The 25,327-nt window shown below is 32.7% G+C and carries 18 protein-coding genes and 1 other RNA gene; 10 read left to right on the top strand and 9 right to left on the bottom strand.

Annotated features, from left to right (window positions below; all coding sequences use genetic code 11):
• Positions 1–181: 181 nt before the first annotated feature.
• The 4 genes from uvrA to AC3IPI_RS14645 all read left to right on the top strand — a co-directional run bounded on the left by uvrA (position 182) and on the right by AC3IPI_RS14645 (position 9,435).
• A complete protein-coding gene (uvrA, locus tag AC3IPI_RS14660) occupies positions 182–3,013 on the top strand; it encodes an excinuclease ABC subunit UvrA (protein ID WP_489153625.1) in 2,832 nt (943 codons plus the stop codon).
• A gap of 152 nt (positions 3,014–3,165) precedes the next feature.
• Positions 3,166–3,894, top strand: coding sequence for an LOG family protein (locus AC3IPI_RS14655; protein ID WP_035628114.1), 729 nt, complete (start codon positions 3,166–3,168; stop codon positions 3,892–3,894).
• A 197-nt stretch (positions 3,895–4,091) separates the two neighbouring features.
• The gene (locus tag AC3IPI_RS14650; RefSeq protein WP_489159237.1) at positions 4,092–6,839 is read left to right on the top strand and encodes a gluzincin family metallopeptidase; all 2,748 of its coding nucleotides are present in this window, start codon (positions 4,092–4,094) and stop codon (positions 6,837–6,839) included.
• A gap of 187 nt (positions 6,840–7,026) precedes the next feature.
• A complete protein-coding gene (locus tag AC3IPI_RS14645) occupies positions 7,027–9,435 on the top strand; it encodes an alpha-ketoacid dehydrogenase subunit alpha/beta (RefSeq protein ID WP_489153623.1) in 2,409 nt (802 codons plus the stop codon).
• A gap of 882 nt (positions 9,436–10,317) precedes the next feature.
• On the opposite strand, the gene kdsB is transcribed toward AC3IPI_RS14645, so the two are convergent.
• Positions 10,318–11,052: a 3-deoxy-manno-octulosonate cytidylyltransferase gene (kdsB, locus tag AC3IPI_RS14640; protein WP_489153621.1), complete on the bottom strand. Its 735-nt coding sequence runs from the start codon at positions 11,050–11,052 to the stop codon at positions 10,318–10,320.
• Between the two features lie 140 nt (positions 11,053–11,192).
• On the opposite strand from kdsB, the gene AC3IPI_RS14635 reads away from it, so the two are divergent.
• Positions 11,193–12,518, top strand: coding sequence for a beta-alanine-activating enzyme beta-propeller domain-containing protein (locus AC3IPI_RS14635; protein ID WP_489153619.1), 1,326 nt, complete (start codon positions 11,193–11,195; stop codon positions 12,516–12,518).
• A gap of 337 nt (positions 12,519–12,855) precedes the next feature.
• Here AC3IPI_RS14635 and ygiD read toward each other — a convergent pair whose 3' ends face one another.
• Together ygiD and AC3IPI_RS14625 are read right to left on the bottom strand one after the other, a co-directional pair.
• A complete protein-coding gene (gene ygiD, locus AC3IPI_RS14630) occupies positions 12,856–13,686 on the bottom strand; it encodes a 4,5-DOPA-extradiol-dioxygenase (protein WP_489153617.1) in 831 nt (276 codons plus the stop codon).
• Positions 13,687–13,766: 80 nt separating this feature from the next.
• On the bottom strand, positions 13,767–15,191 hold the full coding sequence (locus tag AC3IPI_RS14625) for an ATP-dependent DNA helicase (RefSeq protein WP_039116366.1): 1,425 nt from the start codon (positions 15,189–15,191) through the stop codon (positions 13,767–13,769).
• Positions 15,192–15,344: 153 nt separating this feature from the next.
• Between AC3IPI_RS14625 and AC3IPI_RS14620 the strand changes: the two genes are divergently transcribed.
• Together AC3IPI_RS14620 and AC3IPI_RS14615 are read left to right on the top strand one after the other, a co-directional pair.
• Positions 15,345–16,166, top strand: a complete 822-nt coding sequence (locus tag AC3IPI_RS14620) for a DUF3822 family protein (RefSeq protein ID WP_489153614.1) — start codon at positions 15,345–15,347, stop codon at positions 16,164–16,166.
• Positions 16,163–16,765 (top strand): RsmD family RNA methyltransferase, encoded by a 603-nt coding sequence (locus AC3IPI_RS14615; RefSeq protein ID WP_489153612.1) that lies wholly within the window; start codon positions 16,163–16,165, stop codon positions 16,763–16,765. Before AC3IPI_RS14620 ends, AC3IPI_RS14615 begins: the two co-directional genes overlap by 4 nt.
• Before the next feature lie 343 nt (positions 16,766–17,108).
• Here the strand turns inward: AC3IPI_RS14615 and AC3IPI_RS14610 are convergent, their stop codons facing one another.
• Both AC3IPI_RS14610 and AC3IPI_RS14605 read right to left on the bottom strand, forming a co-directional pair.
• Positions 17,109–19,205, bottom strand: coding sequence for a TonB-dependent receptor domain-containing protein (locus AC3IPI_RS14610; protein ID WP_489153610.1), 2,097 nt, complete (start codon positions 19,203–19,205; stop codon positions 17,109–17,111).
• Entirely contained in the window at positions 19,202–20,158 is a 957-nt protein-coding gene (locus AC3IPI_RS14605; RefSeq protein WP_489153608.1) for a hypothetical protein, read from the bottom strand. Before AC3IPI_RS14605 ends, AC3IPI_RS14610 begins: the two co-directional genes overlap by 4 nt.
• Positions 20,159–20,242: 84 nt before the next feature.
• Between AC3IPI_RS14605 and AC3IPI_RS14600 the strand changes: the two genes are divergently transcribed.
• Both AC3IPI_RS14600 and AC3IPI_RS14595 read left to right on the top strand, forming a co-directional pair.
• On the top strand, positions 20,243–21,658 hold the full coding sequence (locus tag AC3IPI_RS14600) for a sensor histidine kinase (RefSeq protein ID WP_489153606.1): 1,416 nt from the start codon (positions 20,243–20,245) through the stop codon (positions 21,656–21,658).
• A gap of 321 nt (positions 21,659–21,979) precedes the next feature.
• Positions 21,980–22,669, top strand: coding sequence for a response regulator transcription factor (locus tag AC3IPI_RS14595; protein WP_409416162.1), 690 nt, complete (start codon positions 21,980–21,982; stop codon positions 22,667–22,669).
• Here the strand turns inward: AC3IPI_RS14595 and AC3IPI_RS14590 are convergent.
• On the bottom strand, positions 22,666–23,598 hold the full coding sequence (locus tag AC3IPI_RS14590; RefSeq protein WP_489153604.1) for a ketopantoate reductase family protein: 933 nt from the start codon (positions 23,596–23,598) through the stop codon (positions 22,666–22,668). The two genes, AC3IPI_RS14595 and AC3IPI_RS14590, sit on opposite strands and share 4 nt — an antisense overlap.
• Before the next feature lie 170 nt (positions 23,599–23,768).
• Positions 23,769–24,092: RNase P RNA component class A (gene rnpB, locus AC3IPI_RS14585), an RNA gene on the bottom strand.
• A gap of 123 nt (positions 24,093–24,215) precedes the next feature.
• Between rnpB and AC3IPI_RS14580 the strand changes: the two genes are divergently transcribed.
• A complete protein-coding gene (locus tag AC3IPI_RS14580) occupies positions 24,216–24,509 on the top strand; it encodes an SH3 domain-containing protein (protein WP_039116360.1) in 294 nt (97 codons plus the stop codon).
• Between the two features lie 188 nt (positions 24,510–24,697).
• Here the strand turns inward: AC3IPI_RS14580 and AC3IPI_RS14575 are convergent, their stop codons facing one another.
• Positions 24,698–24,997 carry a type II toxin-antitoxin system RelE/ParE family toxin gene (locus tag AC3IPI_RS14575; RefSeq protein ID WP_489153601.1) on the bottom strand — a complete coding sequence of 100 codons (300 nt, stop codon included), beginning with the start codon at positions 24,995–24,997 and terminating at the stop codon, positions 24,698–24,700.
• Positions 24,998–25,240 carry a type II toxin-antitoxin system ParD family antitoxin gene (locus AC3IPI_RS14570; protein WP_489153599.1) on the bottom strand — a complete coding sequence of 81 codons (243 nt, stop codon included), beginning with the start codon at positions 25,238–25,240 and terminating at the stop codon, positions 24,998–25,000.
• Positions 25,241–25,327: the final 87 nt, after the last annotated feature.

The raw sequence follows: 25,327 nt of genomic DNA, 5'->3' as shown, positions 1-25,327 counted from the left end.
ACGAAGTAAATCAGTTTTATCCGTGTTCTATTTTAACGCAACGTATATTAAATCAGTATTTTTAGATGAACATTATATAACAGTAAATTAATTTTATCCGCAATCTATTTTAACACAAACTTCTATACTGTTATATCAAAAGAACAAATCAAAATGGTAACTTTGCTTTTTTGCAAAAACTATGTCGGATACAAATAATACTATTGAAGTTCTTGGCGCAAGAGTTCACAACCTAAAAAACATCGATATTTCTATTCCTCGCGAAAAACTGGTCGTAATTACTGGTTTATCTGGTTCAGGGAAATCTTCTTTGGCATTTGATACTATCTATGCCGAAGGTCAGCGTCGTTATGTCGAAACTTTTTCGGCTTATGCCAGACAGTTTTTAGGAGGTTTAGAACGTCCTGATGTTGATAAAATCGACGGACTTTCGCCTGTAATTGCTATTGAGCAAAAAACAACCAGTAAGAGTCCGCGTTCTACCGTTGGGACAATTACCGAAATATACGATTTCCTACGTTTATTATATGCCAGAGGTGCTGATGCCTATAGTTATAATACGGGCGAAAAAATGGTGAGTTATAGCGATGAACAAATTAAGGATTTAATTATTCAAGATTTTAATGGCAAACGCATCAATATCCTTGCTCCTGTAATTAAGGCACGTAAAGGTCATTATGCCGAACTTTTCCAGCAAATAACCAAACAAGGTTTTTTAAAAGTCCGTGTTAATGGTGAAGTTCAGGATTTAGTTACCGGAATGAAACTGGATCGTTATAAAACCCACGATATCGAGATTGTTGTTGACAGAATGGTAATTGAAGATACTCCTGACAATCAAAAACGATTATCGGAAAGCATAAATACCGCAATGCATCATGGCGAAAATGTATTGATGATTCTGGATCAAGACACTAATGAAGTGCGTTATTTTAGTCGTAACTTAATGTGTCCGTCTACAGGAATATCATATCAAAATCCGGAGCCAAATTTATTTTCTTTCAACTCCCCTAAAGGAGCTTGTGCGCATTGTAATGGATTAGGAACTGTAAATGAAATCAATGTTAAAAAAATAATACCTAATCCTAAGCTATCTATAAAAGCTGGTGGATTTGTTCCGCTTGGCGAATACAAATCATCATGGATTTTTAAGCAACTTGAAGTTATCGGAGAGAAGTTTGGTTTTAAAATTACCGATCCTATCGAAAAAATTTCTGATGAAGCCATGAATATGATTTTGCATGGTGGAAAAGATAAATTCACCGTAAACTCAAAAGATTTGGGCGTTGCTCGTGATTACAAAATAGATTTTGAAGGAATATCTAATTTCATCAAAAATCAGCATGACAAAAGTGCTTCGACTACAATAAAACGTTGGGCGAAAGACTTTATGGACGAAATAAAATGTCCGGAATGTCATGGTTCTCGATTAAAGAAAGAAGCTTTATTTTTTAAAATAAACGAAAAGAATATCACCGAATTGTGTGATATGGATATATCTGATTTGACTGCATGGTTCTTAGATTTGAACAGTCACTTATCAGACAAACAACTTTTGATTGCTTCTGAGGTTGTTAAGGAAATAAAAGACCGTTTGAACTTCCTTATGAATGTTGGTTTAAATTATTTGGCTTTAAGCCGAAGTTCTAAATCTCTTTCTGGTGGTGAAGCGCAACGTATTCGATTGGCAACTCAAATTGGTTCGCAATTAGTTGGTGTATTATACATTCTGGATGAGCCAAGTATTGGTTTACACCAAAGGGATAATGAAAAATTAATTCATTCTTTGGAACAATTACGTGATATCGGGAACTCGGTTATTGTTGTAGAACATGACAAAGACATGATAGAACGTGCCGATTATGTAATTGATATTGGTCCGAAAGCAGGAAAATATGGTGGGGAAATTATTAGCAAAGGAACTCCTGAAGAGATTCTGCAGCACCATACTATCACGGCTATGTATATGAACGGCGAAATGAAAATCGAAATTCCTGCAAAACGTCGTGAAGGAAACGGAAAATTCTTAAAACTTACCGGAGCAACAGGAAATAACCTAAAGAATGTTTCGATTGAATTGCCTTTAGGAAAAATGATTTGTGTTACGGGAGTTTCAGGAAGTGGAAAATCGACTTTGATAAACGAAACCCTTTATCCTATCCTTAACGCTTATTATTTTAATGGTGTAAAAAAACCACAACCGTATAAAAAGATCGAAGGTTTGGAACATATTGATAAAGTTATCGATATTGACCAAAGTCCGATTGGGCGAACACCTCGTTCGAATCCGGCGACATATACCGAGGTTTTTACTGAAATAAGAAATCTGTTTACGATGACTTCCGAAAGTATGATTCGTGGGTATAAAGCAGGTCGTTTTAGTTTTAATGTAAAAGGCGGTCGTTGCGAAACTTGTGAAGGTTCGGGTGTGAGAACTATCGAAATGAATTTCTTACCAGATGTTTATGTAGAATGTGAAACTTGCCAAGGAAAACGTTTTAACAGAGAAACTCTTGAGATACGTTATAAAGGAAAATCTATTTCGGATGTATTGAATATGACGGTTGACGAAGCTGTTCCGTTTTTTGAAATGATTCCTAAGATTTACAGAAAAGTAAAAACAATTCAGGATGTTGGTTTAGGTTATATTACTCTTGGACAGCAAAGTACAACGCTATCTGGTGGTGAAGCGCAACGTATTAAACTTGCTGGAGAATTATCTAAAAAAGATACTGGAAATACGTTTTATATTCTTGACGAACCTACAACAGGATTACATTTTGAAGATATTCGGGTTCTTATGGATGTAATTAATAAACTGGTTGACAAAGGAAATACGATCCTGATTATCGAGCATAATATGGATGTAATAAAACTTGCCGATTATATTATAGATATTGGTCCTGAAGGCGGAAAAGGTGGCGGACAGCTTATTGCGAAAGGAACTCCTGAAGAAATAATTAAAAATAAGAAAAGTTATACAGCGCAGTTTTTGAAAAAAGAATTATCTTAGTATATTGCGCCCCGCTTTAGGGTAAAATAAAATTGATAAAGTATAGCCTAGCCCAGATGGGAACGGTATCCTTTTTATTTTTTCTTTAAAAATAAAAAGATACAAGTGGACAGCTGGAAATAGCTCCAAAAAAATAAATTAATACAAAGAAAATGAGATTAGAAGATTTTGACAATGACGAAGACAAAGTAATCCAAGATAGATTAAAACAAAAAACATGGAACGAAATTAGAACCAACGATAGTTGGGCGATTTTTAAGATCATGGCTGAGTTTGTAAATGGATATGAAAACATGGGACGTATTGGTCCGTGTGTATCTATTTTTGGTTCAGCGAGAACAAAACCAGAAGATAAATATTATTTATTAGCCGAAAAAATTGCCTATAAAATCAGTAAAGCTGGTTATGGTGTAATTACTGGTGGTGGTCCTGGAATTATGGAAGCTGGTAATAAAGGTGCTCATCTTGGCGGAGGAACTTCGGTAGGTTTGAACATTGAATTACCATTTGAGCAACATTTTAACCCTTATATCGACCGTGATAAGAACTTAAACTTTGACTACTTTTTTGTACGTAAAGTAATGTTTGTTAAGTATTCGCAAGGTTTTGTGGTTATGCCAGGTGGTTTTGGAACTCTTGATGAAATGTTTGAAGCTATTACTTTAATCCAAACAAAAAAAATCGGTAAGTTCCCTATTATTTTGGTTGGAACTGAATTCTGGTCTGGATTAATTGACTGGGTAAAAACGGTATTGGTTGAGAAGGAACATACGGTAAGTCCTGATGACTTGAACTTATTTAAAATCGTTGATTCTGAGGATGAAGTAGTTGAAGCTCTGGATAAATTCTATAAGAAATATGATTTAAGCCCGAATTTTTAAATTTTAAAAAAGCTGTGTAAAAACAGCTTTTTTTATGCTTTTTTATCAATAAGTGGCTTTATAAATCCACAATTAATAGTATATTTATTTCGTTAATAAATCTTTAAGGACAATCATTGAAGTTATTTTATAAAATTACGATTTGCACTTTTGTTTTATTGAGCTCGATAAAACAGTACGCACAGCATCATTCTAAAATGACGGTTGCGGTTAATCTCGAGCTAAAAACTCTGAATATCAGACAAGACATTACCTTTAATAATGTATCGAACGATACTTTAATTTCGGTAGTTCTTAATGATTGGAATAATTCTTTTTCGGATAAAAACACACCTCTTGCCAAACGTTTTTCGGATGAGTTTTACAGAGGATTCCACCTTGCTAAACCTGAAGAAAGAGGAAATACTACGATTATAAGTCTGACAGATACAGAAGACGGAGCTTTGGCATGGGAAAGATCAGAAAAAAATCCCGATTATATTGTAGTCAAACTAAATCGAAAATTAGCTCCAAACGAAACGATTGTCTTACATCTTACCTACATCGTTAAGATTCCTAGTGATAAATTTACACGATATGGCTATTCTCAAAACGGAAGCTTAAACCTAAAAAACTGGTTCTTAAGCCCTGCCCGATTTGAAAACCATCGTTTTATAAAATATAATAATTATAATCTGGATGATATTGCCAATGCAGCAACTGATTATGACGTAGAAATTAAAGTCCCTAATAATTATACTATTACTACCGACTTAAATAAGACTTCGCAAGAACAATTTGAGAAATACACCAATACTTTTTATTCTGGTAATAAAAGAACAGATTTAAGCTTGTTCATTGAACCTAAAAATAGTTTTACTAGATATAAAATAAGTTCTACAGAGGTCGTTACTAATTTAAAGAACAACAATTTAAATGAAATCCAGAAAGCACTTGCTATAAACAGAATTGTAGATTATGCTAATAAGTATATTGGCGAATATCCGCATGAAAAAATTACGGTTTCGCAAATAGATTACGAAAGGAATCCGTTTTATGGTCTGAACCAATTGCCTTCGTTTATAAATCCTTTTCCGGATGAGTTTATGTTTGAAATTAAGTTTTTAAAAACCTATTTAAATACCTATTTAAAAAGCAGTTTACGCTTAGACCCAAGAAAAGACAACTGGATTTATGATGGCATACAAATATATGTCATGATGAAATACATTGAAGAAAACTATCCTGATCAGAAAATGATGGGAAGTCTCTCGAAACTGAAGATTTTAAAAAGCTATAAAATAACTAACCTGAGTTTTAACGAGCAATACAGTTATTTTTATATGCTTATGGCTCGCAAAAATCTAGACCAACCTCTGGGCGACCCTAAGAACACGCTTATAAAATTTAATGAACAAATTGCTAGTAAATATCGTGCTGGACTTAGCCTTAGTTATCTAGACGATTATTTGGGTAATAATAGTGTACAAACTAGTATTCAGGATTTTTATGAACTTAATAAAATAGAGCAAGTAAGTCGTAGTAATTTTGAAAGTCTTTTGAATTATAATGCAAAAAAAGATATCAATTGGTTCTTTGATATTATAATAAACTCTAGAGATATAATAGATTATAAGTTTAATAATGTTTCTAAAACTAAAGACAGCATTACATTTTCGTTAAAAAATAAAACAGAAACCTATGTTCCTATTCCTGTATATGGAGTAAAGAAAAAGGAGGTAATGTTTAAACAATGGATTGATCCTAAAACTACAGATACTACATTTACCGTAGAAAGAAAAAATGCAGACAAAATTGTTTTAAACTATGATAATGAAGTTCCTGAGTATAATTTAAGAAACAACTGGAAATCACTAAAAGGTTTTTCGCCAACCAATCGTCCTATAAAATTTAATTTTGCCAAAGATCTCGAAGATCCATATTACAATCAGATAATCTATATCCCTACGCTTAACTATAATTATTATGATGGGATAACTCCCGGAATACGTTTTCATAACAAAACGATATTAGACAAACCGTTTACTTTTGATATTAATCCTGCTTACTCTATAAAGGCAAAAACAATATCGGGTTCATCGGGTTTCTCGTATGTTCAAAATTTTAGAAACAGTACTTTATATAACGTAAAATATTCTTTTTCTGAATCTTATTTTCACTACGCTCCAGATGCAACTTATTTAAAGTTAAATCCATCTGTACAGTTGCGAATAAGAGAAGAAAACTTTCGTGACAACAGGAAACAACTTATTACGTTGCGTCAGGTTATTGTTAATAGAGAAAAGAGCAATTATGTTACAGACAATTCCAGTCCTAATTATTCTGTATTTAATGCCCGTTATTTTAATACTAAAACTGAGGTTACAAATCATTTTAACTTTATGTCGGAAGTACAATTTGCAAGTGAATTCGGGAAAGTAGCCAGTGAAATAGAGTTCAGAAAACTTTTTGAGAACAATCGACAGGTAAATTTAAGAATGTATGCTGGAACGTTTATATACAACAATACCAATTCTGATTATTTTAGCTTTGGTATAGACCGCCCTACAGATTATTTGTATGATTATAATTATTACGGAAGATCTGAAAGTACAGGTCTATTTAGCCAACAATTTATAATGGCCGAAGGTGGATTTAAATCAAAACTAACCCCACAATATGCCAACCAATGGATAACTACTTTAAATGCAAGTTATTCACTTTGGAATTGGATTGAAGCATATGGAGACGTAGGTTTTATTAAAAGTAAAGGTTTTGCAGAAAAATTTATATATGATAGTGGTATCCGATTAAATTTTGTTCCAGATTATTTTGAATTGTATTTTCCGGTATACTCTAACAATGGGTGGGAAATTTCTCAAGATAAATATGGAGAAAAAATACGTTTCGTAGTTACTTTATCACCTAAAACATTAACCAATCTTTTTACAAGAAAATGGTTTTAATCAAATAAAAACCAAACAAAACATAAATTATTATTACTAAATTACACAAAATAATAAAAAAACAACAAAAAAAGCATCCTATTATACCCTTTTAAATACAGATAATTAAATTATATTTTTTTTAACGAATTATGATAATTGCTAGTTTTTAATTAATTTTGTGATCTAACATGACCCATTCCAGATTATGATAAAAGAAAAAAACAATACTACACTTACTTTCGAAGATTTCAAAACCGAAGTTTTGAACGACTACAGAATCGCTATTATTAGCCGGGAATGTAGCTTAATAGGTCGTAAAGAAGTATTGACAGGAAAGGCCAAATTTGGAATTTTTGGCGATGGTAAAGAAGTTCCTCAATTGGCGATGGCAAAAGCCTTCAAGAATGGTGACTTCCGCTCGGGATATTACCGCGATCAAACTTTCATGATGGCAATTGGCGAGTTAACTCCTAAACAATTTTTTGCTGGTTTATACGGTCATACCGATTTAAACTTTGATCCAATGTCGGCAGGTAGACAAATGGGTGGACATTTTGTTACTCATAGTTTAAATGAAGATGGTTCTTGGAAAGATCTTACCAAACAAAAAAACTCTAGCGCAGATATTTCTCCTACCGCAGGACAAATGCCTAGATTATTAGGACTTGCACAAGCATCTAAAATATACAGAAACGTAGACGGAATAAAAATCAAAGATAATTTCTCTGTAAATGGTAACGAGATTGCATGGGGAACTATCGGGAACGCTAGTACATCTGAAGGATTATTCTTTGAAACTATAAATGCTGCCGGAGTACTACAAGTGCCAATGGTAATGAGCGTTTGGGATGATGAATACGGAATTTCGGTTCATGCAAGACATCAAACTACCAAAGAAAATATCTCGGAGATATTAAAAGGATACCAACGCGACGAAAACTCAAACGGGTACGAAATCTTTAGAGTTAAAGGTTGGGATTATGCCGAATTAATTGCAACATACGAAGAAGCTGCAGCTATTGCACGCGAAAAACATGTCCCTGTATTAATTCATGTAAATGAATTAACACAACCTCAAGGCCACTCAACTTCGGGTTCTCACGAACGTTATAAAAACGCAGCAAGACTGGCTTGGGAAAAAGATTTTGACTGTATTCGCCAAATGCGTTTATGGATGATTGCTATTAATATAGCATCACCAGAAGAGTTGGACGAAATTGATATGGAATTAAAAAAAGAAGTTCTCGATGCCAAAAAAGAAGCATGGAACTCTTTTATAGATCCAATTATTCAAGATCAAAAAGTATTGCTTACTTTATTAGAAACTACTGCAAATAACAGTACTGATAATAAGGAACAAATCTTAAAACTAACAAGCGAATTAGCGGCTATAAAATCTCCTCTAAAAAAGGAAATGCTTGCAACAGCCAGAAAAATATTGCGTTTAGTTGTAAATGAAGACAGTAAAACCGAATTAGCAAACTGGATTACTGCATACATTGCAACAACGCAAGAAAGATTCAGCAGCAATTTATTTTCAGATTCTAATCTTAATGTTTTCTCTGTAGAGAAAGTTTTACCACAATACGAGGCAAACAGCCTAGATGTTGATGGAAGAATGATTGTAAGAGATAACTTTGATGCCATCTTTACTAAATATCCAGAAACCTTAATCTTTGGAGAAGATGTAGGAAACATTGGCGATGTAAACCAAGGTTTAGAAGGAATGCAAGAAAAGTATGGAGAACTTCGTGTTGCCGATGTAGGTATTCGTGAAGCAACCATAATAGGTCAAGGAATAGGAATGGCATTAAGAGGGTTACGCCCTATTGCCGAAATCCAATATTTAGATTATTTACTATATGCAATCCAAATCATGAGTGATGATTTGGCTACTTTACAATATAGAACCGTAGGGAAACAAAAAGCACCATTAATAATCAGAACACGTGGGCACCGTTTAGAAGGTATCTGGCATTCGGGTTCTCCAATGGGAATGATTATAAATGCAATACGTGGAATACATGTACTTGTACCTAGAAACATGACGCAAGCAGCAGGATTTTACAACGCATTATTAGAATGTGATGAACCTGCGCTAGTAATCGAATGTTTAAACGGATATAGATTAAAAGAAAAAGCACCTACAAACTACGGAGAATTTAAAACACCAATTGGTGTTGTTGAAACCCTAAAAGAAGGTAAAGATATTACGCTAGTTTCTTACGGATCGACTTTGCGATTGGTAGAACAAGCAGCTACTGAGTTGCAACAAGTTGGTATTGACTGTGAAATTATCGATTTACAATCATTACTTCCGTTTGATATCAATCAAGATATTGTAAAAAGTATTGCCAAAACAAATCGTCTTCTTGTAATAGACGAAGATTTACCTGGTGGAGCTTCTGCTTATATCTTGCAACAAATTATCGAGCAACAAGATGCATACATGCATTTAGATAGCAAACCACAAACATTAACTGCAAAAGCACACCGACCAGCATACGGAACCGATGGCGATTACTTCTCTAAACCTTCTGCCGAAGATATTTACGAAAAAGTATACAGCATGATGAATGAGGTTAATCCTTCTAAATTCCCTAATTTATATTAAGAATTTAGTTTGATTATCAAATATAAAAAAAGCTCCAAATTGTAATGATTTGGAGCTTTTTTTATAGACTTTTTAGATAGATTAATCCCTTTTACTCTTAACAACTCATTTTTATAAGGAGCTATTTCCTGCTGTCCGCTATATCTTTTACTGGCAAAAAAAGCCAGAAAAAGGATGCCGCTACCATCAGGGCTAGGACTTACTTATTTATTAAAGTATATCATAAAAATCGTAAACAACTTATTTTCAGAACCATGAAACGTTTTTTAATAGAACTATACACAATCTTGCCTTTTTGATGAGGAGAAACTCAAACGATATTGAACAAACGATACAAATTAAACCAAAAACACAGATTGCAAACACAAATAATATTTTATAAACATTGCCAACGGTTTCAACCGTTGGAGCGCAATGCATTTCATAATCCGTACCGCACGGTTGAAACCGTGGGCTATGATCAAAATAGAATAGAATTTAAGGACCTAATCCCTTTATGGAGTTTCTTACGGAGATTCTTCGTACCTCAGAAAGACAAGTTTAGCAACAACAAAATTGAGTGTAAATACTCTCAATTTTGTCATTTCGACGCAGGAGAAATCTTCGCGAGAAACTCCACAAACTATGTCGAGCTACTTGATGAGATTCTTCGTACCTCAGAAAGACAAGATTAGCAACAATAATATTGAGAATATATACTCATTACTGCTTATATACTATATTATCAGGCTGAGAAGAGTCGAAGCCACGTTTACAGAATAGACAATAATTGAAAATCTACTTGGCAGAGTTACTCATTGGCAGAGTTACTCACGGAGATTCTTCGTGCCTCAGAAAGACAAGATTGGCAATAACAACTTAAGAACAATTATACAATAACTTCTATTTAGACAACAAAAGCACTCTGGCCTTCTCTAAATCTTCTGGTGTATCAATTCCAATACCTACATGAGTAGTTTCGACCATTTTAATGCGCTTTCCAAACTCTAGATAACGTAATTGCTCTAATTTCTCCGAAGCTTCAAGCGATTTCATTGGCAAGCTATAAAAATCTAATAAAGCTTGTTTTCTAAAAGCATAAATTCCAATATGCTGAAAATAACGCACACCAACAGCTACATCTCTAGGATACGGAATAACCGAACGAGAAAAATACAATGCAAATCCGCTTTGATCTACTACAACTTTTACATTGTTAGGATTATTTATTTCGGTTTCATCTTTAATTTCACGCATTAAAGAAGCCAAATCAACTTTTTTGTCTGAGTCATTTCTGAAAACTTCAATCACTTTTGCTAACGGTTCAGCATCGATAAAAGGTTCATCGCCTTGTACATTTACAACAATATCAACTTCCAGATTCTGGATAGCTTCAGCAATCCTATCACTCCCCGATTCATGTTCTTTAATACTCATAATGGCTTTACCTCCATTTGAGACAATCTCGTCGAATATAATATCCGAATCTGTTACAACAAATACATCATCAAATAAATTGGTTTGTATTGCGGCCTGATACGTTCTTAAAATTACTGTTTTGCCGCCCAAATCTTGCATTAGTTTGGCGGGAAATCGTGTAGAAGCGTAACGTGCGGGAATAACTGCTATTATTTTCATTTCTTGAATGTATTAGTGATAAATCGTAAAAACAAATATACCTATTCACAATCAGGTTTTAAAAAATTATTTCTAACATATTTCTTAAATAATTAAACTTTAATATGTTATAAAATATTTATTTTTATAAGAAAAAAAATATGAAAAGATTATTAGCACTTCTCCCTCTCTATTTCTTTTTAGTAATAAATAATTCATTTGCGCAAAAGAATGAACCCTCAATTATAAACTCATTTTCAGACCGAGTATTTCCTGGTAAAGGATATTTACCATTAGGCGACATTAAATGGAAATTTAAAACCGATGGCAAAATATTCTCTTCACCAATAGCCAAAAACGGAATTGTATTTATAGGTAGCGAAGACGGTTTTCTTTATGCTATCGAAGAGAAATCTGGAAATTTAAAATGGAAATTCAAAACTAATGGAGCAATCCATAGTTCACCAAGTATTTACGAAAACACTATCTTTTTCGGCAGTTTCGATGGCTATTATTATGCCGTAAATACAACAACTGGTAAAGAAGTCTGGAAATTTAAAACAGGTGGAGAAAACTGGTATAGTGATCTTAGAATATTGAGCACAGAGCCAAATAACAAACCCATGGATGATTTATGGGACTTTTATTTATCATCGCCTGTAGTATACAAAGACAATAAATCGGCTTCGGTATTATTTGGGAGCAGTGATGGAAATGTATATTCGCTTGACGCAAAAAAAGGAAGCTTAAACTGGAAATTTAAAACCGAAGGACCAATTCATAGCACACCAGTTCTAGATAAAAATACTTTATACATTGGTAGCTGGGATGCTAAACTATACGCTATAAATTGTAAAACAGGAAAAGAAAAATGGAAATTTACTACCGAAGACAAAATAGGATTCAAAGGAATTCAATCTTCTGTAGCTGTTGCGGATGGAATGGTATATTTTGGTGCCAGAGATCCTCATTTTTTTGCTTTAGATTCTGAAACAGGAAAACTAATCTGGAAATACGATGCCGAAAGTTCATGGATTCTCAGCTCTGCTGTAATACTAAACAATATTATATATGTTGGAACTTCAGACACTTATGCCTTACTTGCTTTAGATTCTAAAACTGGAAAAGAACTATATCGCTTTAGAACAAGCGGATATGTATATTCAAGTCCTGCAATTTCTGGAAACACTATTTATTTTGGAGATTTTACAGGTAATTTCTTTTCATTGGATATTCTTTCGCTTGGCAAAATATCTAATTTTATAAGCACCGATAGTAGAAAAAAACATGCTGCCGAAATTCTAAAAAATGACCAACTAGACTTTACATACGCAGCCAAAAATTCGGATTTATCCCAATATAAAGAAACTAAAAAAGTTATGGATGAGTTTTATAAACTTGGTCCAATTGTTTCTTCTCCATTTATTAGTAACAATACGGTTTATTTCGGGAGTGCCGATGGATATTTCTATGCTATTGGATTGTAAGATTTTTATAAATTCTAACTCTTTGTGAAAGGTACGCGGATGATACTGATTCGCCAAGGCGAAGACGCAGATTAAAACGGATTTTTTTAAAGCAATAAATAGAAAAGACGAAGTAAATCTGTAATTAAATTTTTCTCACGCAGATTTTAAAAGATTTAAGCCGATAAGCGCAGATTTATTTAGGACTAATTTTAAATTAAATCTGCTTTAATCTGCCGAATCTGCGTGAAAAAACATTTTAATCCTTTAATTTTATCTAAACTTTTTTAAGTTAGCTTCCCAAACCAAAGCCCAAAACTGGAACTGTGACTGAAACTGAAACTGTACACTATTTCTGTTACATAATCTTAACCGAAGTCATACTCAATGAACCAGCCAATAGTTTATCATTAAATAAACTTAACTCTTCTGATTTTTCTTTTAAGCCTAACGTATAAAGCAACGGTAAATAATGATCTGGTGTTGGAATCGCTAATTGAATCGCTTTATCCATTTTCTCGTAATTAATAAGCGGTTGAAAGTTTCCATCCAGCAAATAATCATTAATAGTTTGTCGAGCTTCTATCGCCCAATCGTGGCCATAATTATCTCTATCGTAATTATGAAAATCGACTAATCTTAAATTATGGACAATATTACCACTACCAATAATCAAAACTCCTTTATGACGTAAGGATTGTAATTTTTGAGCCAACTCAAAATGATATTGCCCCGATTTTGTATAATCAATACTTAACTGAATCACCGGAACATTTGCTTCAGGATATAAATGCTTTATCACACTCCATGCCCCGTGATCCAAGCCCCAGGTTTCATCTAATTCTATTTCGACAGGAGTAAGTATTCTTTTAGTTTCAACAGCTAATTCCGGACTTCCTTTGGCAGGATATTGTACATCAAACAAGGCTTGTGGAAAACCTCCAAAATCATGAATAGTTTTAGGCATTTCCATCGCCGTAACTTTTGTTCCTTTGGTGTACCAATGTGCTGAAATACACAAAATAGCATTCGGCTGAGGCAATGTTTTTGCTAAGTTTCTAAATCCTGCAACAAACTCATTTTCTTCGATAGCATTCATCGGATTCCCATGCCCTAGAAACAAAACTGGCATTTTATCTGTATTCGAAAACGTAGACGAAATCGAATGTAAATCGTTTAGTGTTGTCATTGTAAAACTGATTTTCTAACACGAATTGCACTAATTTTCACTAATCTCAATCTAAAAAACAATTCGTGCTTATTCGTGTTTTATTCCTCAAAGCTCTCATCTTTAAAGCCTATCAAATATAATTTATTTTTTGCTCTTGTCATAGCAGTGTACAACCATCTTATGTAGTCACGGTCGATACCGTTTGGCAAATAAGGTTGTTCTATAAAGACTGTATCCCATTGCCCACCTTGCGATTTATGACACGTTATTGCATAAGAGAATTTTACTTGTAAACCATTAAAATACTCGTTGGCTTTTACCTTTTGGAATTTCTTATATTTTGTAGTTTCATTATCATAATCTTTCATCACCTCTTCATACAATCTATTCGATTCTTCGAAAGTTAACGATGGTGATTCGCTTTTTATAGTATCCAATAATAAAACCGTTTCAAAAGGTTTCTGATTTGGATAATCGACCATTCGTATTTTTACTTTCGCAAATTTGAAACCGTATAATTCCTGAATACTAAATATTTCCAGAATCTCGATAATATCACCATTGGCAATAAAACCAGCTTCATCAGAATCTTTTAGCCAGAAATAATTGTTCTTAACTACCATCAGGAAATCTCCTGTAGAAAGATCGCTTTCTTTAAACAAAATCTTGGTACGAATTTGTTCGTTATACTGATTGGCTCTTTTATTAGAACGCACAATAAACGCCGTATCTTCAATACTATAATTACTATATGCAGAGTTTATCGCATCCTGAATATCGTAACCATCTGTTAATCGTACAATATCTTTAAACTTCTTTACATCAAACCTAAACTCGGTAATAAAACTTTCTTTTAGTAATTCACGTAATTCCGTAGCATTAAATAAGATTCCTGAGTTTTCCTCCTGACGCATTACTTCGTCAAGTTCTATATGCTCAATTTCTTTGTTATAATTTACGCTTAACGTATGAATATCAAGTGCTGGACTAATATCTAAATTTACTGGTGGCAACTGAGCCGTATCTCCCAATAAAATCATTTTACAATTGGTTCCCGAATACACGTATGAAATCAAATCATCTAATAAAGAACCGTTTTCATATAATTTAGAATCCGAATTACTATCTGAGATCATCGAAGCCTCATCGACTATAAAAATGGTATTTTTATGCTTGTTTTGCTGAATGGTAAACGAAACTCCACCGCCAGAAGATTTCTTAGGGAAATATATTTTTTTATGGATTGTAAAAGCGGGTTTCTCCGAATAATTAGCAATTACTTTTGCAGCACGACCTGTTGGCGCAAGCAAAACATATTTCTTATCAATCTCGGCTAAATTATTTACAATGGTCGAAATTACCGTAGTTTTTCCTGTTCCTGCATATCCTTTTAGTACAAAAATCGTATCATTTGCTGTATCGGTTAAAAATATAGCAATCTTCTGAAAAAAAATATCCTGTTTATAGGTCGGAGAAAAAGGGAATTTTTTTTGTAAAAGACTATAAAACAGGGAAGAACTCATAACGGTTATATTAATGTAAAATTATCATCAAATATAGGTATCAAACGCGAGGGAACCACATAAAATCCCAAATGAATAAAAAAAAATTGTAAGTTTGTCATCACGTTTAATTCTATCTTGATTCTTAACAAGAATTGAATTTTAAATCCATTTATGCAATCACAAAATACAAATATAACATCAAAAAAGTACAAAAAGCTTTCCATTCAGGTTTCACTGGCTGGGCTTTCGTTTTGTTGTTTTGATACATTAAACAATACTGTTTTATCTTTAAACGAAGTCACTTTTGATACGTCTCATAAAACTAGCAAAATTGAAGATTTGTTTGCCGATGCTTTTAGCAAACATCCAGAACTTAAAGATACTTATGATCAAATAACGGTAATACATAACAACAATTTATCGACGTTTGTTCCTACAGCCCTATTTGACGAAAACTTTTTAGGTAGCTATTTACAATATAATACCAAGGTTTTTGAAACTGATTTTTTTGCTTTCGACGAAATTTCTAATTATCAAATGAATGCAGTTTACATTCCGTATGTAAATATCAACAACTTTTTTATTGACCAGTTTGGCACTTTCGAATACAAACACGCCAATAGTATTCTTGTCGAAAAGCTTTTGGATGGATCCAAGAACAATGACGATAAAACAATGGTTGTCAATTTTAATTTGGGACATTTCGAAATAATTGTCGTGCAAAACCAAAAACTATTGCTATTTAATTCTTTTGAATATCAAACTCCTGAGGATTTTATTTATTATTTGCTATTTACAGCAGAACAACTTAATATGAACCCCGAGAGTTTTAAACTTGAATTATTAGGAACGATTTCTGAAAAAGATGATTTTTTTACAATCGCTTATAAGTATATCCGAAATGTATCCTTGTTTGACGTATCTAACTTAGAAAGAAAAAATTCTTTTTCGACGGCTCAAAATCAACAACATTTTATACTTTTTCAATCATGAGAATCATTTCAGGAAAACACAAAGGAAGACGCATATCTCCACCCAAAAACCTTCCGGTAAGACCTACAACTGACATGTCTAAGGAAGCATTATTTAATGTTTTGAATAACCATTTTAGTTTTGAAGGCTTAAAGGTATTAGATTTGTTTGCGGGAACTGGAAACATCAGTTATGAATTTGCCTCTCGTGGTTGCACACCAATTACATCTGTAGATGGTGATTTTGGTTGTGTAAAATTCATCAAGCAAGTTGCAGCCGAATTTGACTTTAATATTGCCGCAACAAAAAGTGACGTATTTAAATTTTTAGAAAGCTGTAAAACATCTTACGATATTATTTTTGCAGATCCTCCGTATGCTTTGGATCAGGCTACATTCGAAAAAATTGTAATGTTAGTTTTTGAGAGAGAGCTTTTGCAAGATGATGGAATGATGATTATCGAACATTCTAAATATACTAAATTAGATCATTTAAGTAATTTTTCATTTAAGAAAAGTTATGGTGGTTCATTCTTTAGTTTCTTCGAATTTGATTCTTCCGAAGATGAAGAAATAAGCCTTAAAGCCGCAACAAAAAGCACCGAAGAAGACGAAGGTTAATAAACACCCAAGTTATCATAATATAAAGAGGCTGTCCGAAAAGTAATTTTCAGACAGCCTCTTTGCTTATTTAAACAAGTTTATGACATTCTAAGTCCCAGAGGGACGTTATATTTATAGAAATTCACAAACCCATTTTATAAACCCCATCGGGGTGACATATATAGCAATCTAAAAAAAATAAAATGGCGCTACACTGTAGCTCTTTAGCAATAGATTCTATAAAAAATGCTATAAACATTATGCTCCGCTGGAGCAATTAGCAATCATGTTTTCAAAAATCAATAAACAAACTATCTAAAATTACTTTTCGGACAGCCTCTTCTGCTTTTAAACACATCATTTATCGAATCCTGTTTGAATCATCTACATTTTTTTCTTTGAACTGTGAATCTTTTATTTTTCCGAAAGAATATTTTATAGCAATCGAAATTTCGTGCCAATCAACCTGATATCTTGCCTTCGAACTAACGTTATTAATAGTAAACTGTTCTTCTTCGATATTACTATTAAAAACATTATTACACGTTAAAGTACAATTCCAGTTTTTGAAAAAAGTTTTAGAAAGCGCCATATCTACAATAAATCTTTCGTTTCGCTCAAAAACGCCTTTGTTTTGTTTAGTCAATCCCCAGCCAGATACAGTAAGAGTAAATCCTTTGGGAAGTTTAAATTCATTATTTGAGTAATAATACAAATAGGGTTTTGAAGCTAAAAACATAGCCGATTTATCTTCTATTTTTTCTAAAATAAAAACCAATGAATTTGTCGTTGTCCAAAATCTATAAGTAAATGGTAATGTGAAATCCAGGTTAAATCCTGTTTCCTTATCAAAATTTATATCTTTAAACGTCATGATATTTTGTTCCTCATCATATATAAAACTATTATAAACTGGATTTATGTTTTGATAATAACTTAGCTTAACCGATTTATCATGAAACTGAAAAGTAGATGAGATTTCATTAATAATAGTCGGATCCAAATTTATATTTCTGCCATATAAAAAGTAAGGATTAATATACGTTGTTCCCTGACTTAAAGAAGAATAATTGGGTCTCGAAATACTTTTGGCATAATTTACACTAATGCTTTTTGTACTATCTATTGGGAAAGTAAGTTGTGCTTTGGGGAAAAAATTAGTGTAATTCTTATCAATCAAAGGCAATAAATCGGTTTTAAATTTTCCGTTTACATTAGTATTCTCCACTCTTATCCCAACTGAAAAATCAACTTTCTTAATCTTTCCCGATAACTGACTATATCCTGCTAAATTTTGCTCTTTAAAATCATAATGGCTCAATACATTTTTATTGGTTTCAGAATAAAATATATCAAAATCTGATTTTGAATCGGCAGAAGAATACAATCCTCCTACTTCAAATTTCATTTCATTTTTAAACTTTTTCTCAATATCAATTCTTCCTAAAAAAACACCAACTTTAAACTTTTGATCTCGGATTTGTGTCAAGCCAAACTCTGTATCATTAAAATTGTTTTCTACTTCACTCCATAATCCCTGATCAAAATTAGAATATTGCAAGCCTGTAAAAACCTGCGTATCGATAGCTTTTATCTTCTTAGAATAATTTAAAAATGTGTTTACAAAATCCTTATTGCTATCATTATCACTAAAGGTTACAACATTGTTTTCGACATTATCTTTTTTATTATAAGTACTCGTATTAATATCAAAAGTGTCTTTTTGCAACTTACTGTTTATACTAAACGAGAAATAATCATCCTCATTTATCTTATAAAATAATCCACCTCCAAAAATATACTGTTTGCGCTTGGTATAAGCTTCAACATCATAATCTGAAACAATATTTGCATTAGCAATCTCATAATCGATACTATGATTTTCCCAAGGTTGCAATTGATTGTAATTAAAATTAGCCTTCCATTCTAGTTTGTTTTTCTTGAAACTAGAATTAAACCCAAGATAATTATTGTATCTTTTTTTAAAAGACGCTACTTCAGAAATGTCCGTTTTAAAACTATCTTTTTTACTAAATTTTCTTGTTATCAAAATCACAGCACGTCCTTCCGCTTCATATTTAGCAGATGGATTCTGGATGATTTCGATATTCTTTATATCATCTACCGATAACGCATTTAAGTCATTCATTCCCACTCTTTGGTTATCAATATAAATAAGTGGCGTTCCTTTGCCTACAATCGAGATATTCTCTTTGTCTGAACTTACAATAATAGTAGGTAATTTAGATAATAAATCTAGTGTATTAGGAACAGAGTTATAAACAGAATTAGCAACATCTATTTTAATATTTCCGTTTTGGTTCGAAAATGTTTTTGGTTTTGCACTGATGACGACTTCTTCTAATTTATTCGAAATACTATCCTTTGGCGTTTCGCTTTGTGCATATCCAAATGCAGAAATAAGGAGACAAATTGCAATTATTATTATTTTAATCATCTTTTAAGTAAGTTAAGAATCCAATTCAAACAATCTTCTGTATCCATTATCGACCAAGAATGCGGATTTTTACTCCCGTTTAATCTCACTCCTTTTCCTTGACTTATAATTACACTTGCATTATTATTTCCCATAACTTTCAATTGGTTTACCATCCCAACTATGTCAATCCCGTTCCAGTCATACAAATCACGGTGTCGTTCATTAATTAGCCAGTTAACATCGAGATCTGTGTACATACGAATAGGCATATTTTTTAAATATTTTGCATTGCCTCCATCTTTTGCACCATAAGAAAAAATAGAACCATCAATATATTTTTCCGGGAATTGATCAGGCGAACCGCCATACAAAGTATCCCAATTATTCTTTATCCATTTTGCCTCATTTGCACCAGCTTCAGAAAAATTTCTTTTAATTTCTCTTTCACAATATTTATAAAAACGAGCTTGATCCAGCGGAGCATCCAAAGCGAAAATTCCTTTAGGAGTTAAGAATAATTTGTTTGGATTTTTAATGGCGTTTTCCGCATAAGTCAAAGAAATAATACCGCCACTCGACAAACCTCCTAAAATAAAATTCTCCTTAGAGACTTTGTACTTTCTTACAACTTCATCAAAAATCTTGTCTAAAAAAGAAAATTCAGCTTCACGACTATCCGTTCCCCAATTTATTGAAGGAATAATTACCAGAATACCTTTTTTAACAGCTAACTCATGCAATGTTATTTGTTTTAATAAATCTTCTGTAGATTCCCCTCCAGAAGGCAAAATCACCAATGCCCCAATAATATCCTTTTTTGGAACCATTTTGTAATAATGCAATGATTGTGAGTCTTCGTCATTGACATATATATCATTGGTATCTAAATAATCAACCGTTACTTTTTCCATTTTTTGCCCATAACAAAATGTAATTCCAAACAGAATCAGCATTGATAATCGTTTTTTCATAATTTGTCTTTTTCTATATATTCGATTGCAAAAATGGTTCTAAAAAACACTGCCGAAAGTTAATCGTAGGTTAATGCAGGGTTAATGCATAAATTAAAAGATAAAAGCTTTATTTTTGGGATGTATTTATTGGATGAAATGAAACACAGAATCAACTTATTAATCTTTTTATCAGCTATCGCTCTGGTGGTTTTATCTGTTGTGCAATGCTATTTGGTAAAAACAACTTATGATTATAAAGTAGCACAGTTTCACTCAGAGATTAAGAATGAAATTGCTTTTATCACAAATGATTATAGCGATATCGATTCGACAATTGTCAACAAAAAAGAACATCTCTACAAGCAATTAGCCGAGAATTATATACATGATAAGAAAACAAAATCGGACATTAAAACCGCTTTGCTTCAAAATGAATTTCGAAGTGAACTAACCCGAAAATTGCAACAGAAGTTTAATAGAGAAATTCCAAATTTTTCTATAGATTTTGCCATTGTACTCAACAAGTTTATCATCTATAATAGTTCTAAAAAAGCCGATACAATTTTCTCCGAAAAGCCATTTATAAAAAACAAATTATATGGTAATCTGGCTTCTTTAGACAATGCCTTTTTAGTCCGAAATTATGTGGGTACAACAAACGGAACAGCGCAAATGCAAGATTATAATTTGCTAACCGAAGATTCTATGTACGTATCGGTTATCGATTGGGAAATGATAATATTAAAAAGGATGAGCATGATTTTATTCTTGTCCCTACTATCAATCTTAACCTTAGTAACACTTTTTGTAATTGCCATAAAAGCATTGATAAAACAGAAAAAAGTAAGTGATATAAAGACCGATTTTATTAATAATATCACACACGAACTCAAAACACCTTTAACGACTCTGGCTATTTCGACCAAAATACTAGAGCGAAAAGACATTCGTGACAACGAAATTCATTTCAACTCGATTCTTAATACCATTTCGCGTCAAAACAACCGTTTACAGAGTTTAATCGACCAAGTTCTGGCAAATTCTCTAGATGAAAATGAAATGGAAATGCAGAAAGAAAAGATTATTACCGAGTCTTTCTTAAATGCAATTATCGAAGATTTTAAAATTGCATACCCTAAAGTTAAAATAGAAACCCATTTTGGTACAAACGAAACTACTCTGGTATTAGATAAATTTCACTTAACAACAGCAATCTTAAATGTGCTCGAAAATGCAGTAAAATATGGCTCGAATACCATTGTTATAAAAACTACATTAATCCAAAACCAATTTAATCTTAGTATTCAGGATGACGGAATCGGGATTTCTAAAAGCAAACATTCTTTACTTTTTGATAAATTCTATCGTGTAGAACAAGGCAATCTACACAATTCTAAAGGATTGGGATTAGGACTTTATTATGTAAACCAAATCATCAAAGCCCATCAAGGTACGATTGCGGTAATAAGCGATTTAGGAAAAGGAGCTAAGTTTTATATTAGTATTCCGTTAAGTTAAGTTTTTAGTTGCAGTTTCAGTTTTCAGTCGCAATGCTTATATTGATAAAAAATATTTTCAACACACAGAAACATAGGTTTTACACCCTCAAAAAAGACGTTTCACTTATTTAAAATTCACATAGCTAATAGCTATGTGAAAGAAATATTTTTCTTTTTTGTATTCTTTTTTACACATAACATCTATGTTCCTATGCGTTAAATCGAATTTTTACGACACGAACGAAACGAAAAAGTCGCAGTAGTTAAATCCAAAGAGCTGATTTTAATAAAAACTTGGTGTCTTTCTGCCTTAGTGCCAAAGATAAATTTATAATCTAAAATGAAAAAAATACTTTTAGCCGAGGATGATTCCGATTTTGCAAACGTACTCAAACAATACCTGGAATTGTATGATTATGATGTTACTTGGGCCGAAAACGGTCAGGAAGCATTAGCTATTTTTCAAACTACAACATTCGATATTTGCGTATTCGATGTCATGATGCCTATTATTGACGGATTTACGCTTGCCGAAAAAATCATCAAAATCAATCCCGAAATTCCATTCATTTTTCTCACAGCAAGAAAACTTAAAGAAGATAAAATAATTGGATTAAAACTCGGTGCAGACGACTACATTGTAAAACCCTTTGAAGCCGAAGAACTTATCTTACGCCTAAATAACATCCTAAAAAGAAGCCAACAAAAAACATCTCTTTTCTCAGAAACCAACGAGTTACAAATTGGAGATTATTTATTTGATACCAAACGATTATCATTAAGAAAGGACAACAAAAACCAACAACTTACAGAGAAAGAAGCTGCGCTTATTCATTTCTTTTACACGCATAAAAATCAAATGCTAAAAAGAGAACAAATCCTAAAATCGATTTGGAAAAATGACGACTTTTTTTCAGGCAGAAGCATGGATGTTTATATCAGTAAAATTCGAAAATACTTTAAAGACGATTCCCGAATTAGTATCGATAGCATCCGTAATATCGGACTGGAATTTAAGATAAGTGATTAAATACTCTCGTGTGTAGCTAATTTATCAAAAATCAGCTGATATGTTGGTGTTTCAATTTCATATTTCAAACCTTCATTTACTACAAATTCAGTAAGAGACGAAAGTTCGATTTTTCTTCCTGCCAACAAATCACGGTGCATAGACGAAGTGGCATCACGAGGTGTTTTCTCCAATTTCAGGATAGTTTGCATTACAATATCATTAGGAAGATTCAGTCCTTTTACAGCCGCAATCATAGTGATTTCATTCAGCAATGAAACATATAAATTTCTACTAGAAGCATTTTCCATGATTTTACCAATATTCTGATTCAAGTAAGAAGTAGCTGAAGCCAAAGACGATATAAAAACAAACTTCTCCCAAACTGTTTCTTCTATGTTATCAACGAGATAACTTTCGATTTTAGCATTTTGGAAAATGGTTTGCAATGCCTTCATTCTATAAACCGAAGCACTATCAGAACCAAAAAATAACTTTTCGTAAATACCTGTTTTTTTAATAACGCCAGGTTCAGCAATCATCGAAACGATGTAAACGCAACCTTGCAAAACTTCATTATCAGGAAAAATGATACTAATACGTTCCGTGGCATCAACGCCATTATATAAAGGAAGAAAAACAGTATTCTTGGTAATACATTTTTTTATGGCATCAAGACTTTCTTCAATATCATAGGTTTTAGTAGCGCAAATAAGGTAATCTAGTTTCCCAATTACATCAGGATCATTAGATACTACAGTCGGGAAAACAATCGTTTCTCCTTCATCAGTACTAATTTTCAGACCCGATTCGGTAATAACTTCCATTGCTTTACCACGCGCAATAAAAATGACCTCTATAGCATCGTTTTCGGCGTAGGCTTTCGCCAAAAGTCCACCAAAATAACCACCTACTCCACCCAATCCTAAAATTCCAATTCTTGTTTTCATATTATTTTTTTTGCCACTCCCAATCTCGACGCTTCAGGACGGGATAAAAAGATTCCACAGATTAAAAAACGTAAATATTCATAATCTACACGTCTTTGTATCATGTTTAATTTCAGAAATAACTAGTGAAGATTTTTCATGAAAATAAATTTAATACTCTCACAAATATAAAAAAATGCAGACCTATAAGCCGGATTCTGTTCTTGTTATTACTAACAATACCTTATCATTTATCTAGACTTACAATTACTCATAAGTTCAAGCTATCTACCCTTCAGCAACGAACGAGAAGCCCTTAAATGCTGATATACTTGATATTTCACCGCATAGAGTTTACCTGTTTTCACTACAGCATTACCTGTACATACTTTCTGCTGCACTTGTCCTAATCCCGATAGCTATCGGGACCGACGGGTGTTACCCGCTATGCTTCTCTGTGGTGTCCGGACTTTCCTCCCCTCACCTAAATGAGCGACGATAAGGCGGTCTGCGGGGCAAATTTAGCGTTTTTATTGCTCTCTTTTCTCCATTATAAAATTTACTTTAACACTCCTTTTACAAACACTTAATTTTAAAATAGTTATCTTTAAACGTTAACCACCAAAATTTCATTTATCATGATTAGAATGTATCACTACGCAACTGTATCCAAAGCTTTGGATCAATTAAACGAAAAAGGATTTACTTATGATTTTAATCTAAATGAAGATGTAATAAAGAAAAATCCTGAAAAATTTGAAATCGTACATGTGTATCGATACGAAGGAGAATCAGATCCAGGCGATGAAGCTGTGGTTTATGGAATAAAATCTACATCAGGCAAAAAAGGTGTTTACGTCGCTGGATTTTCAGCCAATTCCGATTCTGAAACCGCAAAAATCTTAAGTGATTTAAGTATTAGAGGAAGATAATTTTATTCAGGAGCTATTCCTGCTATCCGCTGTATCTTTTTCTGGCTAAAAAAAAAGCCAGAAAAAGGATGCCGCTTCTATCAGGGCTAGGGCTTTGGGTTTTATAAGTAACTATTGTTATTATGAATAGAGTAATTCAACGCCAGCAATAGCTAAGAGAGTATCTCGATAGAAATTTCATTCCGATTTTATTTTAAAAATTTACTTTTTAAATCCATTCTACTATGAAGAATTCTAATAATTTCAACCTCCTCATTTGAAATAACTTGATAAAAAAGAATGTGCTCATTTGATTTAAATCCAAATAATTCCTTTGTTATCTCCTCATAATTTTTACCCATATTTGGATTTTCAGCAATTTCTCTACATGATTCCAAAAGCAGAGAATAATACTTATCAGCTTGCCTTTCAGACCATTCTTCATAAGTATAATTCCAAATTTGAGTTAAATCTTCAACAGCCTTATTGGTTAAATGATATTTAGCCATTTACTTTCTCTTTGCCTTTAAATTTTCAAGATGTTTATTAGGGTCGAAATTTTCAGCTCGTCCACTATTAATACCTTCTTGAACTGCATTTTTCAAAGCCATCAATCGATTTTCTTCTTCTTCTAAAAGGCGTAAACCCGCTCTGATAATTTCACTAGCATTTTTAAATCTTCCCTCTGAAAGACTATGCTCAATAAAATTCTCAAAATGATTCCCCAACGATATGGATGTATTTCTTCCCATGATATATTTGGTGATTTTATGTAAAGTTACCATTTTTTGGTAACTTTACAAATCTATAGTAAAGTTTATTCATGTTGCGATAAATCC

The sequence above is a fragment of the Flavobacterium sp. GL_143 genome, from assembly GCF_057834355.1.
Note: the sequence above shows the minus strand (reverse complement) of the source record. Positions and strands in the feature narration are given on the sequence as shown.

Coding starts and splice junctions, on each gene's coding strand:
- AC3IPI_RS14650 (WP_489159237.1), top strand. CDS start 4,092: ATGACGGTTGCGGTTAATCTCGAGCTAAAAACTCTGAATATCAGACAA.
- AC3IPI_RS14645 (WP_489153623.1), top strand. CDS start 7,027: ATGATAAAAGAAAAAAACAATACTACACTTACTTTCGAAGATTTCAAA.
- kdsB (WP_489153621.1), bottom strand. CDS start 11,052: ATGAAAATAATAGCAGTTATTCCCGCACGTTACGCTTCTACACGATTT.
- AC3IPI_RS14595 (WP_409416162.1), top strand. CDS start 21,980: ATGAAAAAAATACTTTTAGCCGAGGATGATTCCGATTTTGCAAACGTA.
- AC3IPI_RS14600 (WP_489153606.1), top strand. CDS start 20,243: ATGCATAAATTAAAAGATAAAAGCTTTATTTTTGGGATGTATTTATTG.
- AC3IPI_RS14580 (WP_039116360.1), top strand. CDS start 24,216: ATGATTAGAATGTATCACTACGCAACTGTATCCAAAGCTTTGGATCAA.
- AC3IPI_RS14605 (WP_489153608.1), bottom strand. CDS start 20,158: ATGAAAAAACGATTATCAATGCTGATTCTGTTTGGAATTACATTTTGT.
- AC3IPI_RS14635 (WP_489153619.1), top strand. CDS start 11,193: ATGAAAAGATTATTAGCACTTCTCCCTCTCTATTTCTTTTTAGTAATA.
- AC3IPI_RS14655 (WP_035628114.1), top strand. CDS start 3,166: ATGAGATTAGAAGATTTTGACAATGACGAAGACAAAGTAATCCAAGAT.
- AC3IPI_RS14590 (WP_489153604.1), bottom strand. CDS start 23,598: ATGAAAACAAGAATTGGAATTTTAGGATTGGGTGGAGTAGGTGGTTAT.
- ygiD (WP_489153617.1), bottom strand. CDS start 13,686: ATGACAACACTAAACGATTTACATTCGATTTCGTCTACGTTTTCGAAT.
- AC3IPI_RS14575 (WP_489153601.1), bottom strand. CDS start 24,997: ATGGCTAAATATCATTTAACCAATAAGGCTGTTGAAGATTTAACTCAA.
- AC3IPI_RS14570 (WP_489153599.1), bottom strand. CDS start 25,240: ATGGGAAGAAATACATCCATATCGTTGGGGAATCATTTTGAGAATTTT.
- AC3IPI_RS14610 (WP_489153610.1), bottom strand. CDS start 19,205: ATGATTAAAATAATAATAATTGCAATTTGTCTCCTTATTTCTGCATTT.
- AC3IPI_RS14615 (WP_489153612.1), top strand. CDS start 16,163: ATGAGAATCATTTCAGGAAAACACAAAGGAAGACGCATATCTCCACCC.
- AC3IPI_RS14625 (WP_039116366.1), bottom strand. CDS start 15,191: ATGAGTTCTTCCCTGTTTTATAGTCTTTTACAAAAAAAATTCCCTTTT.
- uvrA (WP_489153625.1), top strand. CDS start 182: ATGTCGGATACAAATAATACTATTGAAGTTCTTGGCGCAAGAGTTCAC.
- AC3IPI_RS14620 (WP_489153614.1), top strand. CDS start 15,345: ATGCAATCACAAAATACAAATATAACATCAAAAAAGTACAAAAAGCTT.